Genomic DNA, 13,429 nt, shown 5'->3' with positions numbered 1-13,429 from the left:
TGCTGTCATGCAGCCTGTAGAGCGTGAATACCCCGTCAAACCACAGGTCAGGGCCATCGTGGCTGCATTTTGACGCGGAACAAGCTCGCCACCAGGTCGAGCGAGCTGATCATCCCTACGCAGCCGCTCCGGATCTCGAACGCCGGCACGTTCTCGCCGAGAAGGTGCATCCGCAGGTAGTGCTGGGGCTGCCAGCCGTTCGGGCCGGCGGATAGAGCAGCAGGTCGAGATAGTGAGGGGGACTCACCTCAACGGTCGTACGCGTCCAGGAGCGCGAGCCGCGCCATCTCGGGCGCGGGCTTGTCGTCGGCCATCGCCCCGCCGATCTGCTGGAACTTCTCGGCCTCCTCCTCCGGGTACCAGCCCTCACGAACCGCCTGCTCGGCGCTCACGCTGTCAGGGACGCCGCTTATCCGATTTGTTTGGGTCCCGGAATATGTGTACTCCGGCCTTTCAAAGAAAGAAGCGGGAAATAGACCGGCGCGCCGCCAGAGGCAAGGATAGGGTCGGCTCATCGAATAAGGCAAGATCATGGTCAGCGACATTCCGTGATCACAGCCAGACGGAACGTGTTTAATTCTGGGAATGTGCTCTTCCGCTCCACGTCACGGCATTTCCGAAGGCAATTCGGATGACGGAAGAACGGCGCCGGGCCTCGCCATTCGGCTCAGGCCCGGCGCACGTCGGCTCAGGCGGGCACTCTGGTGCAGACGGTGTTGTTGAGCTTGAACTCGGCCGGTATGGCGTTCGTCCCGGTGGCGGTCGCCGAGAAGCCGAAGCTCTGGCTTGAGCCGGGGCCGATGTAACGGTTGTGGGTGTCGTCGCGGGCGGTCACCTGGGTGCCGGTCTGGACCACCACGGCGTTCCAGGCGGTCGTGATCTGCTGGTTGCCCGACCAGGCCCAGGTCACGGTCCAGCCGTCGATGGGGGTCGTGCCGGTGTTCCTGATGGTCACGCTGCCGTTGAAGGCGCCGTCCCAGGCACCGGTGGCATAGGCGACCTCGCAGGACGTGCCCATCTTGAGCCCGCCGCGCAGGAAGGTCGCGAAGTTTGCCCAGGTGGGATTCAGCGTGCCGGTGCCGACGCTCTCGCCGCAGTCGGTGGTGGTGCGGACGGTCTGCAGGCCGTAGTGGGCGGGGTCCATGACCTGGACCATCAGGTGGTCCGCGGCGGGCACCGAGACGAACGTGGCGTCACCGCACTGAGCCTTGATCCTGTCGTAGAGCAGGACGCTCTGCCCGTGCGGCACCAGGAAGTCGGCCTGGCCGTGCAGGAACATCAGCGGCGGGTCGTTGGCGTCGACGTACGCCATCGGATTGGCCTGGGCCACCGTGGCCGGGCACGTCTGGATCGGGCAGCCGACCAGGAGGGATTCCGGGGAGGCGGGAGAGTTGTGGTCCAGCCCGCCGGTCGGCAGGTTCTGCGCGTTCATCTGCAGGAAGTCGGTCGGGCTGTAGAAGGCGATCCCCGTCTGTACGGCGCTGGAGACTCCGGTCGTGCCGACGGTGCCCTCCAGCGCCGCCACGCCGCCGGACAGGGTCGCCATCTCCGTCAGCCAGCCGCCCGAGGATTCGCCCATGATCGCGAAACGATTGGGGTCGAGGTTGTACGTGGCGGCGTTCGCGCGCAGCCAGCGGATGGCCGCCTTGATGTCGTGCACCTGTGCCGGGAAGACGGCTTGGGAGCTGGACCGGACGCTGACGCCGGCCACGGCGAAGCCCAGCGGGTTGAAGATGTCCGCGATCGCGTCCGCGCCGGTCTTGCCGTTGTCACCCGTCCACGCCGAGCCCTTGTGCCAGATCAGCAGCGGCCGGGGCGTGATGCCGGTGGACGGCTGGTAGAGGTCCAGGAGATGCCCCCTGCTACCGGCCGGTTGTGCGGGCGCGTAAGCGATGTCGGTGATCGCCTGCGCGGCGTGGGCCGGCGGCGCGAAGTATGCCGGCACACCGACGGCGGCCAGCACGGTCATCGCCACGCCGACGAGCATGGCCGTGCGGGTTCGAGCTTGCATGGTGCGACTCCGGTCAGTCGGATGATCGCCGCTTCCCCAGTGGCCGTCCGTAGTCTCCTGCGACGCCGGGGCAGCCGCGATCAGCACGCCGACCGTGGCGCCTGCGAGAACGAACGTCCCGCTCGAGTGCCGTGGCTCACATCGATATGGACGGGGAGACGATATGGCACGTAAGTCACGATGGTCAAAGTTTTCGCCGCACCGCGCTAACCGACCAGGAAAAGAAGCATAAAACGTACTTTATAGGCAGATAGAGCGACGACAGGCTCAGATCATCCATGGCATGCACAGGCAGCCAGAAAAAGCGACCCCAGGAAGTGACGGCGGCCTTACCGACGGTAAAACCTGCACAGCTCCGCGATAACGCCGATGGAGGTTTCAGCTCCTTCCGCGAACGATTCGGCCCTGACAATTTTCGTGGCGGTTTTTGAGTGCTAGTGTCCAGCTTCATGATCTCCCCAGCCCCAGGAGGATGAATGCGAAAGGTACGCGCTGTTCTCGCCTCGGCCGTCATGGTCCTCGGCGTGTCGCTGACCATCGGCACCGCCCCGGCGCATGCCGACGGCGCCGCCAAACTGTCCGGTGTCTTCACGGACCTTTCGGAGTGCGAGCGCATCGGAACCAAGGGCATCACCCAGAACTGGTGGAACCACTATTCATGCGTATGGGAGCCCCGGTACGGCTACTACTTCCTCTACGCGTGACCCGGTGAAACGCGCGCACCCCCGGCCGTCAGGATAGAACCGGGGGCGCGTGCGCTCGCCACCGAGGCCTCGTACCGGCTCGGCGGCCGGCCGGGGGCGGCGGCCCAGGCCGCGATGAAGGCATGGGTTTCTTCGGGTGTGGCCTGGTAGGGGGCTTGGGGCCGAAAACGTTCGGCGATGATGACGCGGCGGAGCTTGATCGCCATGTCTTCGAAGGACGGTTCGGTCGTGGTGGTGTACCAGCGGGATCGTGCCCGTCGTTCGGCGGTGTCGGCAGGGCTGTGTCCGTGGGTGGCATACCACAGGATGGTCAGGCTGCGGCAGATCATGCCGAACGGCACGGTGCGTTGCACGCCGGGGAGAGCAGGTCGGTGGTGGTCAGATTCTCGCGCTCCCGGCACGTCAGCTCACGTACGAGTCGTACCCGAGTTTGATCGCGACCGCCACCCCGCACCCCGCGGCCAGATACCGCAGGCTCTGACCGGGCAACCGGCGGGCGATCTTCGGCCCCAGCCACCCGCCCAGCAGGAACCCGGCCGCCAGCGGCAGCGCCGCCCCCCAGTCCACCGGCCCGAACAGCGCGAACCCCAGCGCGGCCACCCCGTTCGCCAGCCCGGACAGCATGTTCTTCATCGCGTTCAGCTTGGCGGGCGACTGGTCGAGGAAGCCCGACAGCACCGCGAACATCATGATCCCGCCCGCGGCCCCGAAGTACCCGACGTAGATCGACACGGTGAACAGCGCCACCCGCAGCAGCATCCCGTGCTCGCCCCCCGGCCTGACGGAAGGCCGCCGGATCAGCAGCAGCGAGGCCCCGGCGATCAACCACGGAGCGACCAGCTCGAACGTCCGCGCCGGAGTCACCAGCAGCAGCAACGCGCCCGTCGCCCCGCCCAGCGCGGTCACCCAGCCGAGCCGGAGCACCCGGCGGCCCTGCCCCGCCAGTTCGGGACGTGACCCGACCGCCGCGCCCACGCTGGTGAACATCAACGCGACCGTGTTGGTGACGTTCGCGGTCAGCGGCGGCAGGCCGAACGCGAGCAGCGCCGGGTACGAGACGATCGACGCCAGGCTCACCACCGTACTGACCACCCCGGCGACCACCCCCACCCCGAGCAGGCCGAGAACCTCACCGGTGATCACCTGGCCATGCTAGGCCGTGTCCGTTTTGTCCCCGACGCCGGGTATCCATCCGCGGCGGTCAGGGCTCCAGCCCGAGCAGATCGACCGACCGCTTGCGCATCTCCACCTTGCGGATCTTCCCGGTGACGGTCATCGGGAAGGCGTCCGTCACGTGCACGTACCGCGGGATCTTGAAGTGCGACAGCCGCCCCGCGCAGAACTCCCTGATCGCCTCGGCCGTCAGCGGCTCAGCGCCGTCCCGCATGATGACCCAGGCCATCAGCTCCTCGCCGTACCTCTCGTCAGGTACTCCGATCACCTGTACGTCCGCGACGTCCGGGTGGCGGTACAGGAACTCCTCGATCTCGCGTGGGTAGACGTTCTCCCCGCCGCGGATGACCATGTCCTTGATCCGCCCGACCACGTTGACGTAGCCCTCGTCGTCCATGGTGGCCAGGTCACCGGTGTGCATCCAGCGGGCGGTATCGATGGCCTCGGCGGTCTTGTCCGGCTCGTCCCAGTAGCCGAGCATGACCGAATACCCGCGCGTACACAGCTCACCGGGCTCGCCGCGCGGCACGGTCAGCCCGGTCTCCGGGTGCACGATCTTCACTTCGACGTGCGGCAGCACCCGGCCGACGGTCTCGGTCCTGCGGGCCAGATCGTCGTCGGACCTGGTCATCGTGGACACGGGGGACGTCTCTGTCATGCCGTAGCAGATGGCGACCTCGCGCAGGTTCATCTCGCTGACGACGCGCTTCATCACCTCGACCGGGCAGGGCGACCCGGCCATGATGCCGGTTCTGAGCGTGCTCAGGTCGTACCCCTTCGCCACCCCCAGCTCGGCGATGAACATGGTCGGCACGCCGTACAGCGAGGTGCATCTTTCGTCCTGTACGGCCCGCAGCGTCGCCTCCGGCTCGAAACTCGGCGCGGGGATCACCACGCAGGCCCCGTGCGAGGTAGCGCCGAGGTTGCCCATGACCATGCCGAAGCAGTGGTAGAAGGGCACCGGCAGGCAGACCCGGTCGGCCTCGGTGTAGTGGATCAGCTCACCGACGAAGTAGCCGTTGTTGAGGATGTTGTGGTGCGACAGGGTCGCGCCTTTGGGGAAGCCGGTGGTGCCGGAGGTGTACTGGATGTTGATCGGGTCGTCGAAGGACAGCTCCGACATGCGGGCCCGCAGCCGGTCCTCCTCGACGGTCTCGGCCAGGAGCGCGTCCCAGCCCGGGTCGTCCAGGTAGACGGCGTCCGCGAAGCCGATCTCCTCGACCATCGCGCGATAGTCGCTGGTCTTGTGCGTCTGGGCGCTGATCAGCAGCCGCATGCCCGACTGCTTGACCACGTACTCCAGCTCGTGGCTTCGGTAGGCCGGGTTGACGTTGACCAGGATCGCGCCGATCTTCGCCGTGGCGTACTGCACGAGCACCCACTCGGCGCGGTTGGGTGCCCAGATGCCGACCCTGTCGCCCTTCGCGATGCCCCTGGCCAGCAGGGCGAGCGCGAGACGGTTCACATCGGCGTCGAGCTGCGCGTAGGTCCATCGGCGTCCGCTGGGGACGTCGACCAGGGCCTCCCGGTCGCCGAAGGCCGCGACGGTCCGTTCGAGGTTCTCGCCGATGGTCTCGCCCAGGAGGGGGGTCGGCGCGGTGGCGCTGGAGTACGACTGCATGTCCACAGTGTCGGCCTCGTTTTGCCGTACGCACCAGACCCGCGTTCAACCTATGGCTGGGGCCTGTCCTCCCACACCGGCGGCGGCCCGGGAGCTGTACACCTTTCCCCCAGATCGCACGTCTTACCGCGTCCACACTTCTTCGCCTCAGGAGTCACAGATGCGTCTCTATTTACGTGCTCTCGTCGGCCTGGCCACGCTCGCTGGAGCGTTCCTGCTCTCGACGCCGGCCCCCGCTCAAGCCGCTCCCACGACCGCAGGCACCTATCGCGGTGAGGGCGACGACGTGGTCCGTATCCCCGCGACGTCCAAGCCGAGCATCGTGAAGCTGACCCACCAGGGCGAAAGCAACTTCGCCGTATGGACGCTCACCACGAGCGGCAAGCAGGTGGACCTCCTCGCCAACACGATCGGCGATTACCGGGGCACGGCCGCGTTCAACGTCAACGGCCTCAACAAGATCCGCTCCTTGAGCGTCACCGCCGACGGCGCCTGGACCCTCCAGGTTCTCCCGATCAGCAAGGCCCGCTACTGGGCGATCAAGGCGAAGGGGTCCGGCTCGGACGTTCTGCGACTCACCACGGCCAGCAAGGGTCTGCGTCGCCTGACGATCCGCCACAGCGGCGAATCCAACTTCGCGGTGTGGGCGCTCGACAATCGCGGCCAGTACTCGAACCTGCTGGTCAACAAGATCGGCACCTACAAGGGGCGCGTCGTCCTGCCGTCAGGTACCCGGTACGCCACCATCACAGCGGACGGGGCCTGGACCATCAGTCGCGGATAGCCTCCCCACCCTCATCGAGCGATGGTCGGCACCCCTGTCTGATGCGGCATAGGTTGGGCCGTGTGCGTGTAAACCAGCTTCACCCGTGGCCGACGAGTGCCGAGGAGGCAGAGGCGATCCAGGAGCGGCTCCGGCCTCACGTCGAGTTGACCGGCCCGACCGAGTTCACGTTGGTGGCGGGCCTTGACGTGCACTACCACGGCGATGACGACGTAGCCGCCGCCGTGGTGGTGCTCTCCGCAACCGCACCCACAAGCAGCGCCACGGACGATCGCGCGGAGGGTGTCGCGGGTCGTGGCGCGGGCAATCTCGCGGAGGGTGTCGCGAGTCGTGGCACGGGCGGTGGCGCGGGGGGTGGCGCGGGTCGCGTCGCGGGTGGTCTCGTGGTGGTCGAGCAGGTGGTGGTGCGCGGCAAGGCGCGGTTCCCGTACGTGCCGGGGCTCTTCGCCTTCCGTGAGTTGCCCGCGCTGGTGGAGGCGCTGGAGCGGCTTACCGTCATCCCTGATCTGCTGGTCTGCGACGGATACGGGCTGGCGCACCCGCGCGGGTTCGGCCTGGCGTGTCACCTGGGCGTACTGACCGGACTGCCCGCGATCGGCGTGGGCAAGACCCATTTCGTCGGCACCCACGACGCCCCGGCCCCCGCTCAGGGCGCGTGGACACCGATCGACCTGAACGGCTCGACCGTGGGCCGGGCCCTGCGTACGCAGCAGGACGTCAAGCCGGTGTACGTGTCGCAGGGGCACCGGATCACCCTCGACACGGCCTGCGCCGAGGTCCTGCGGCTCTCCCCGTACCACCGCCTGCCGGAGCCCATCCGCAAGGCCGACCACCTGGCCAGACAAGGCGACCGGTGACCGGCGCGTCGTATGTCCGGCCCGTCCCCGCGGTCGCAAGACGCGGAGTGTCGTCGTGATCATGTAGGTTCCTGGCATGCATGACGACAGCAGTGAGAATGGTGACGACGGCGTGGACGCGTCAGACTCGGAAATCGCATTCTTGCGGGCGCAGATCGAACTAGCGGTTTTAGGTGGTTTTGATGACGAATGGGATGTAGAGGATTGGCTGGCGGACGAAACGACCGATGAAGATCTGCTGGATGAGCTGAAGGCGTACGCGGAAGAGTTGTTCCGGCAGCAGCAGGAACGTGAGGACACCTGGCGCACCCCCACCGTGAACGACGCCATCGACGAGGCCTTCGAGCAGCTCAACGAACACGGCATAGTCGCGTTGCAGAACGCGGGCTACACGATGTCCGACGGCTGGACCGACGCGCACGAGGCCGCCTCGGAGTTGCCGGAGAAACCACGCGGCGCGGTCTTCTATCACGGCCAGGACCTCGAGTCCGGCGTTCAAGGCGAAGGGCTGATGCTGGCCTTCGGTGCCTTCGAGGACGACGAGACGAAGAGCGATGCGGCGAGCATCGCCATCGCACGGGAGGTGTGCGACACTCTCGCCGCTCACGGGGTGCAGGCGAAGTGGAATGGCTCTGTTCACTCGCGTATCGAAATCCCGCCGTTCCCGTGGCGAAAGCGCCGCTGAACCTCTGCTCCTTGACTCCAACCTTGCCGCTCTGGCGTCAGCGGCGCCAAGCCCAGACCAGCAGCCACACGCTCAGCCCGAAGACCGCCATCCCCAGCGGCACGTGCACGGTCAGTACACCCGACCCGCCCACCGCGGACTGCACGAACCCGAGCAGCAGTATCGCCAGCCCGACCAGCGCGGGCCACCCCGCGCCGCGTCCCGGCCGCCAGACCAGCGCGGCCGCGACGAGCTGCGCCAGCCCCAGCACGTGTACGGCCAGCGCCCCCATTCCGTGCGAGCCCGCCGACGCCCCGCTGAGCAACTGGCCGGCTGTTACGGCCTGAAAGAGCACCGACAGCGTGTTCAGCGTGGCGACGATCTTGAACGCGGTCAGATACCCGCTGCCCTTGGCGACCTGGGTGACCATTCGACTCTCCTTCGACCTCGTGAGGCCTCAAGGATCTTGCCGCCACGGCAGCGCGACATCCCCCGTCCGTCGTCATCCTCTCTACGCCAGGAGTCGTACACGCCGGCTCCCACACAGATCGCCGAGACCGCTCGCGGCCTTCCGGCGTGCCCAGGTGGAGCAGGGCGGCTGGTGAACCTGAGCGGTTCGGCTCAGGCCATCTCACCAGCCGCCGGTCTGCTCACTTACCGGTTCAGACGGGGCAGGTTCAGCATCTGCGCAGGCCGTACCTGCTGGGGTCGGCGTCGAAGCCGCTTGGTGTGTGCACCACGGAGGCCGGCACGTACCCGAAGGCGCCGAACCTGTCGCCGACGGTTCCGTACCAGGTGGTGTTGCCCCCCGGATGGAGCTCGCCCTGTGTCCAGCAGGTGAACCAGCTTTGCGTGGTGTCCAGGAAGTCCACGGTGTCCACGGGCCGGGGCTCGTGGAACACGGGGACTCCGCCCTCGTTGGTGCAGTGCAGCCTGCCGTCGTGCGGGTCGACCCCGCAGGCGGAGGCGGAGGCGGTGGGCGGGGCGAGCCCGAGCAGTGCGAATGCCGCGGTGGCGATGGTCATGGCGATGACCGGACGCTTGTTCATCCGTGTGTCTCCTTCAGGGTTGTCGTCGAAAGACGGCGTCAGGGGCCGATGAGGTCGTAGTCGGCCAAGGTGCACTCGCGCAGGCCCGGCGCGGGGTCGTGGGCGGTGGCCACGTGGACGGCGGGCAGGAAGCCCCAGCCGCGGTAGGGCGCTATCGCCTTGTCGCCCGCGGCGAGGTACCAGATGCTGTTGCCGCCGGCGTGCGGGGCGCCCTCGACCCAGCACTGGAACCAGCTGAAGCTGCTCGTCAGTACGCCGGTCTCCGCGGTCTGGTAGGAGGCGTCGTACGACAGAGTGATGTTCGGAGTGTTGCCGCAGTAGAGCCTGCCATCGCTCCGGACCCCGCACTCCTCGGCCGCCGCCAGGGCGGGGGTGGCGATGGCCCCGGCGCCCGGGAGGGTGCCGAACAGGACCGCGGTCAGGAGTGCGTTGGCCGCGATATTGCGGATCATCATGGTGGTGGTCTGCCTTTCTGCTGCGTCTGCTGCGTCTGGTGCGTCTGATGCGGCGGGTTCGCCGCGATGAGGCCAGCGAAGCCGGACGACCGAGGTGTCCAACAGGCGCTCGGACGGACTCGGACGGAATCGAGCCACCCGGTGGCCAGGCTCGGACAGCAAATCGCCACAGCGCCCGCGCGGAGCGGTGCGTCGCCATCCCTCGGACACGTCCGGTAATCGCTCGTACACTTTGCGTCAGAGACAGGCGGAACGGCCCGGGCAGGGAGGGCAAGGGTTGGCGGCGATGAGCGACCATCCGGAAGGTGGCGAGGATCCCCGGATCGTCAGGCAGGCGTCCCCGCCCGGGGTGGATTCGGTGAACTGCCATGAGGATCTGGTGAGGTTGCTGGCCGAGCAGTTCGCGCGGGCCGATACGTCACTTCGGGAGTTGCAGCTGCGGGCGGACAAGGCGGGCGGCGCCCGGCTGCCACGGGCGACCTGTGCGGACATGCTGGCCGGTCGGCGCTTCCCCAAGAAGGCGTTGATGGTGGCTTTCCTGCGGGCGTGCCGGGTGCCCGAACCTCAGCTTCCGGCGTGGGAAAGGGCGTGGGAGCGGGTACGGGTCGCCCGGATGCCCACCGGGACGGAGCTGAATCGCCAGCCCAACGGGACGGAGCCGGATCGCGGCCCCGGCGGCGCGGCGCCCGCCACCTGGGCAGCCGGGCCTGGCGAGGCAGGGCCGGCCCCTGTCCCCCGCCGAAGCTGGCGCCAAGCCGCCGTGTCGGCGGCGTTGGCCGCGCTGGCGACCGCGGGGGCCGTGAGCGTCATCATCGATCAGCGGGGAGCGTCACAAAGCGTCGCGTCCGACGGTCTCGACAGCCCTGTCGGTCCTGGCCACATCGTCAGCGATGACGGCCGTGCGTTCAGCGCCGGCGGGTCGAGCCGGTTCACCGCGACCGTCGATCCCGCCAACAGCGGAGTGCGGCTGATCCGCCGCCTGGACGCGGGCGTCGCCCGCCAGTACGCCACCATCACCGTGAACGGGGATCCGGCCGGGACATGGCGGCAACTGCCCGGCGACAGCACCTACAAATGGCGGGAGCAGGTCGTCGAGATCCCGCGCACCCTGACCGCGGGTCGCCGCTCTCTCACCATCGTCAACACGTTCGTGTCCTCCTCCCTGGGCTTCAACGAGTTCCTCTACGTCATCGAGCAGAAGATCAACGGAGCCTGGTCGATCGCCGACACGGTCGACATCGGCCCTGACCACACCGCCAGCGAAGCCGCGCACGATTACCGCATCGTCGCGCAGGGCTGGGCCGACACCCAGACGTTCACCTATCCACCGCGTGAGGAGGACTGGCGGGTCGAGTGAGACCACACGCGACGCGGACACAGACCGCGCCAGCTCGGCTCGTCAGCCCGCGCCGAAGCACACGAACGTGGACAACGACTCCCCCATCGACTCCCCCATCGACTGCCCCGCCGAAGCGGACGCGGACGCGGCGGCCAGGGCGGCGGCCGGTGACAGGCCGAGTGCGAGGTGCCGGTGGTAGGCGGCCATGATCGCGATGGCCGTCTCGTCGGGCACCTTGGCCACGCTGGAGACGACGGTCGGCGTGCCCATGTAGAGCAGGGCGGCGGTGAAACCGAGCAATTCGTCACCGGGCCGTACCACCAGCCGTCCGATGTCGCAGGCGGACAGGACGACGTGCCGCGGCGCCGTACGCAGGCGCTGAACGTCGTGGGCCATCAGCGGTCCGTCGCTCAGCACCAGGCGGGAGAACAGGACGTTCTCCCGCTCGTGGTGCCCGTGGGCGGCCAGATGGGCGATGGACGCGCCGTCGAGCGCCTCCAGAGTGGCCGCGACCGTCGCCGCGGGGCCGGTGAGCCGCCGCGCCTTGGGATAGAGGGTGGCGAGCTGCTCGATCTCGGGTTCCACAGCCGTGAGGTTGGGGCCCGCGACCAGGAGCGGCGGTTCGCCGTCGGCGACGCCGGCCAGGCGGGCCCGCTGGGCGGCGGCCCAGACCTGGGCGGAGGGGGCCGCCACCACGGGCTTGCCGACGAGGCCGGGCAGCGCGCCCCAGGGGATCGCCGACAGGGCCATGGTCGGGACGACGACGATCCCGTCCGCCCCGGCGAGCGACGGCAGCAGGGGCGCGAGCAGTCCGTCGGCGATGGTGGCGAGTTGCCGTCGTAGGGACGCGTCGATCACCGCCGCCAGGTTCGGCCGGAGGTTGCGCCCGGCGCGGGCGTTGAGGTCGCCGGTCAGCCGCTGTACGGCCTCGGCCAGCGGCGCGTACGCCCCGAGCTCCAGGAGGCGGCACCTCCCGGCACCCAGGACGAGGGCCAGCAGCCTGCCCTGGACGTTCAGCAGGCTCACCAGCGCGAGACCGGCGGCGGCCAGCTCGGCCTCGACCGCGCCGGTCGAGACGGGGGCCAGGCTCTCGCGTACCCCGGGAAGCTGCCAGCCGCGTTCTCTGATGAGGCGTTCCAGCTCCAGGCAGCGCCTGCGGATCTCCGGGTCGCGGCGCGCCGCGGCCTCGCCCGCGTGCAGTCGCTGGGCGAGGTGGCGCAGCTCGGCCAGCGCCTCGGCCGTCGGCTCGTCATGCTGAGGGCGGATCGGCGGGAAGCGGAACGCCTGCGCCCGGCAGCGTTCCGACCACTCGAACACCAGCCGCGCCGAACCGTTCGCCAGCGCCGCCGCCAGGCCCGCGGCCGCCAGGTCGGACCCCAGCGCGGTGACGCCGGTCTGCATGTCCAGGCTGCCCAGGCGGCCACGATGCGCGTGGATCAGCGCCAGCCCCGAACGGACCCGCCGCAGCGCCTGTCCGCGCAGCCCCCGCGCACTGGCGAGCTCGGCCTCGGCCAGCCGCCGCATCAACCGCACCTCCAGCGGCGCGGCGCGGGAGCCAGGACGTGCCACAAGCGGCGCGTCGCGGGAACCCGGCCGTGCCACAAGCGGCGCGGCTCCGCTCCAGAGCGCCTCCGCCTCGGCGAGGCTTCCGGCGGCGACCAGCGCCCTGGTCGCCAGCAACGCCGCCGTCTCGCTCTCGTCGCGCAAGCCGAGCTCGGCACACCGCGCCGCCAGATCCACGGCCTTGCGCGCGACCGCCCCCGGCCTGCCGCCCTGATCCAGCACCCCACCCGACCCCGGTCTACCGCCCTGATCGGACGCGCCGCGCGCCCCCGGACGGGCCGGGTCGGCGAACTCGGCGCGCAGGCGCATCAGCTCCGCGCGCAGTGCCCAGGCCGGGCTGCGTCTGCGGCGGAAGCGGTCCTCGGCCCGGCGCGCCCAGGCGCGCGCCTCCGCGAACCGCCCGGCGTGCAGGGCCGCCTGCGCGCGGGCCAGCTCCGCCTCGGCGTAGTCCTGCATCAGCCGCTGTTTGCGGAACCCGTCGAGCGCCCCGTCGAGCGTACGGCCGGCCTCGTCGGCGAGGCCGGCGGCCAGCAGCGCCCTGGCCTGGTCCAGCGCGAGTACGGGCAGGAACCCGGGGTTGACCCGGCGATAGGCGCCTTCCACCTCGCCGAACACCGCCAGAGCCGTCGGGATGTCGCCCAGCAGCAGGTCGCAGTAGCCGTCGTTGTGCCGCGCCTTGGCCTCGAGGACCTCGTGACCCTGGGCCCTGGAGAGCTCGGCGCTGCGGCGCGCGTCCGCGCGGGCCAGGCGGACCTTACCCGTCATGAGGTGGATGACCGACCGGTTGAGCAGCACCCTGGCCAGCTCCACGCCGCGGGCGAGCCGCGGCACGGCGAGGTCGAGCAGTTCGAGCGCCTCGGCGGTACGGCCGGTGCGCAGGTACATCAGCCCCCGCTGGCCCTGCACGATCGCCAGCTCGGCGGGCGGCGCCCATCGTTGCGCCTCGTCGAGGAGCTCCGTGCCGCGGGCGGAGTGACCCTGTTCGGCCTCGGCGTGGGCGAGGCTGGTCAGGAGGCGGGCGAGCAGCGCCGCCCGCTCCGGATCCCCGGTCTCAGGGGGCGCGCCGGTCTCCCAGCGCAGCAGCGCCAGGCCCTGACGCAGCCGCCGCGCGGCGAGCCCCGGGTGGCCGTCGTCGGTCGCGGCGACGGCCAGCCCGTGCAGGCGGGCCGCCCGCTCGTGGATCTCCGAGACCTCTGCGCTGCTCACGGG

Annotated in this window: 14 protein-coding genes; 5 read left to right on the top strand and 9 right to left on the bottom strand. The window is 69.4% G+C overall.

Annotated features, from left to right (window positions below):
* Positions 1-248: 248 nt before the first annotated feature.
* Both AB0B91_RS27795 and AB0B91_RS27790 read right to left on the bottom strand, forming a co-directional pair.
* Positions 249-392 (bottom strand): hypothetical protein, encoded by a 144-nt coding sequence (locus AB0B91_RS27795; protein WP_358325415.1) that lies wholly within the window; start codon positions 390-392, stop codon positions 249-251.
* 296 nt (positions 393-688) lie between these two features.
* Positions 689-2,011 (bottom strand): cellulose binding domain-containing protein, encoded by a 1,323-nt coding sequence (locus AB0B91_RS27790; RefSeq protein WP_358325413.1) that lies wholly within the window; start codon positions 2,009-2,011, stop codon positions 689-691.
* 476 nt (positions 2,012-2,487) lie between these two features.
* Between AB0B91_RS27790 and AB0B91_RS27785 the strand changes: the two genes are divergently transcribed.
* Positions 2,488-2,715 carry a hypothetical protein gene (locus AB0B91_RS27785; protein ID WP_358325410.1) on the top strand — a complete coding sequence of 76 codons (228 nt, stop codon included), beginning with the start codon at positions 2,488-2,490 and terminating at the stop codon, positions 2,713-2,715.
* On the opposite strand, the gene AB0B91_RS27780 is transcribed toward AB0B91_RS27785, so the two are convergent.
* From AB0B91_RS27780 to AB0B91_RS27770, 3 genes are read right to left on the bottom strand one after another with little or no spacing between them, the layout of a single operon-like run.
* The gene (locus AB0B91_RS27780) at positions 2,706-3,068 is read right to left on the bottom strand and encodes a hypothetical protein (protein WP_358325407.1); all 363 of its coding nucleotides are present in this window, start codon (positions 3,066-3,068) and stop codon (positions 2,706-2,708) included. The genes AB0B91_RS27785 and AB0B91_RS27780 overlap by 10 nt on opposite strands.
* A gap of 49 nt (positions 3,069-3,117) precedes the next feature.
* Complete coding sequence (locus AB0B91_RS27775) at positions 3,118-3,858, bottom strand: sulfite exporter TauE/SafE family protein (protein WP_358325404.1); 741 nt, start codon at positions 3,856-3,858, stop codon at positions 3,118-3,120.
* Between the two features lie 58 nt (positions 3,859-3,916).
* Complete coding sequence (locus AB0B91_RS27770) at positions 3,917-5,509, bottom strand: AMP-binding protein (RefSeq protein ID WP_358325402.1); 1,593 nt, start codon at positions 5,507-5,509, stop codon at positions 3,917-3,919.
* 160 nt (positions 5,510-5,669) lie between these two features.
* On the opposite strand from AB0B91_RS27770, the gene AB0B91_RS27765 reads away from it, so the two are divergent.
* From AB0B91_RS27765 to AB0B91_RS27755, 3 genes are all read left to right on the top strand, one after another.
* Positions 5,670-6,293, top strand: a complete 624-nt coding sequence (locus AB0B91_RS27765; protein WP_358325399.1) for a hypothetical protein — start codon at positions 5,670-5,672, stop codon at positions 6,291-6,293.
* 62 nt (positions 6,294-6,355) lie between these two features.
* A complete protein-coding gene (locus AB0B91_RS27760) occupies positions 6,356-7,150 on the top strand; it encodes an endonuclease V (RefSeq protein ID WP_358325396.1) in 795 nt (264 codons plus the stop codon).
* A 76-nt stretch (positions 7,151-7,226) separates the two neighbouring features.
* On the top strand, positions 7,227-7,835 hold the full coding sequence (locus AB0B91_RS27755; protein ID WP_358325393.1) for a hypothetical protein: 609 nt from the start codon (positions 7,227-7,229) through the stop codon (positions 7,833-7,835).
* Positions 7,836-7,872: 37 nt separating this feature from the next.
* On the opposite strand, the gene AB0B91_RS27750 is transcribed toward AB0B91_RS27755, so the two are convergent.
* The 3 genes from AB0B91_RS27750 to AB0B91_RS27740 form a co-directional block, all read right to left on the bottom strand.
* Entirely contained in the window at positions 7,873-8,244 is a 372-nt protein-coding gene (locus tag AB0B91_RS27750) for a hypothetical protein (protein ID WP_358325391.1), read from the bottom strand.
* Between the two features lie 247 nt (positions 8,245-8,491).
* Positions 8,492-8,863, bottom strand: a complete 372-nt coding sequence (locus tag AB0B91_RS27745; protein ID WP_358325388.1) for a hypothetical protein — start codon at positions 8,861-8,863, stop codon at positions 8,492-8,494.
* Between the two features lie 38 nt (positions 8,864-8,901).
* The gene (locus AB0B91_RS27740; RefSeq protein ID WP_358325385.1) at positions 8,902-9,318 is read right to left on the bottom strand and encodes a hypothetical protein; all 417 of its coding nucleotides are present in this window, start codon (positions 9,316-9,318) and stop codon (positions 8,902-8,904) included.
* 286 nt (positions 9,319-9,604) lie between these two features.
* Between AB0B91_RS27740 and AB0B91_RS27735 the strand changes: the two genes are divergently transcribed.
* The gene (locus tag AB0B91_RS27735; protein ID WP_358325382.1) at positions 9,605-10,675 is read left to right on the top strand and encodes a hypothetical protein; all 1,071 of its coding nucleotides are present in this window, start codon (positions 9,605-9,607) and stop codon (positions 10,673-10,675) included.
* Between the two features lie 42 nt (positions 10,676-10,717).
* Here the strand turns inward: AB0B91_RS27735 and AB0B91_RS27730 are convergent, their stop codons facing one another.
* Positions 10,718-13,426 (bottom strand): CHAT domain-containing protein, encoded by a 2,709-nt coding sequence (locus AB0B91_RS27730; RefSeq protein ID WP_358325380.1) that lies wholly within the window; start codon positions 13,424-13,426, stop codon positions 10,718-10,720.
* Positions 13,427-13,429: the final 3 nt, after the last annotated feature.

Origin of the sequence: Nonomuraea sp. NPDC049141 (assembly GCF_040648415.1) — a bacterium.
Lineage (GTDB): Bacteria > Actinomycetota > Actinomycetes > Streptosporangiales > Streptosporangiaceae > Nonomuraea.
The sequence above is the reverse complement of the archived record's forward strand: the minus strand, read 5'-3'. Positions and strand labels throughout refer to the sequence as shown.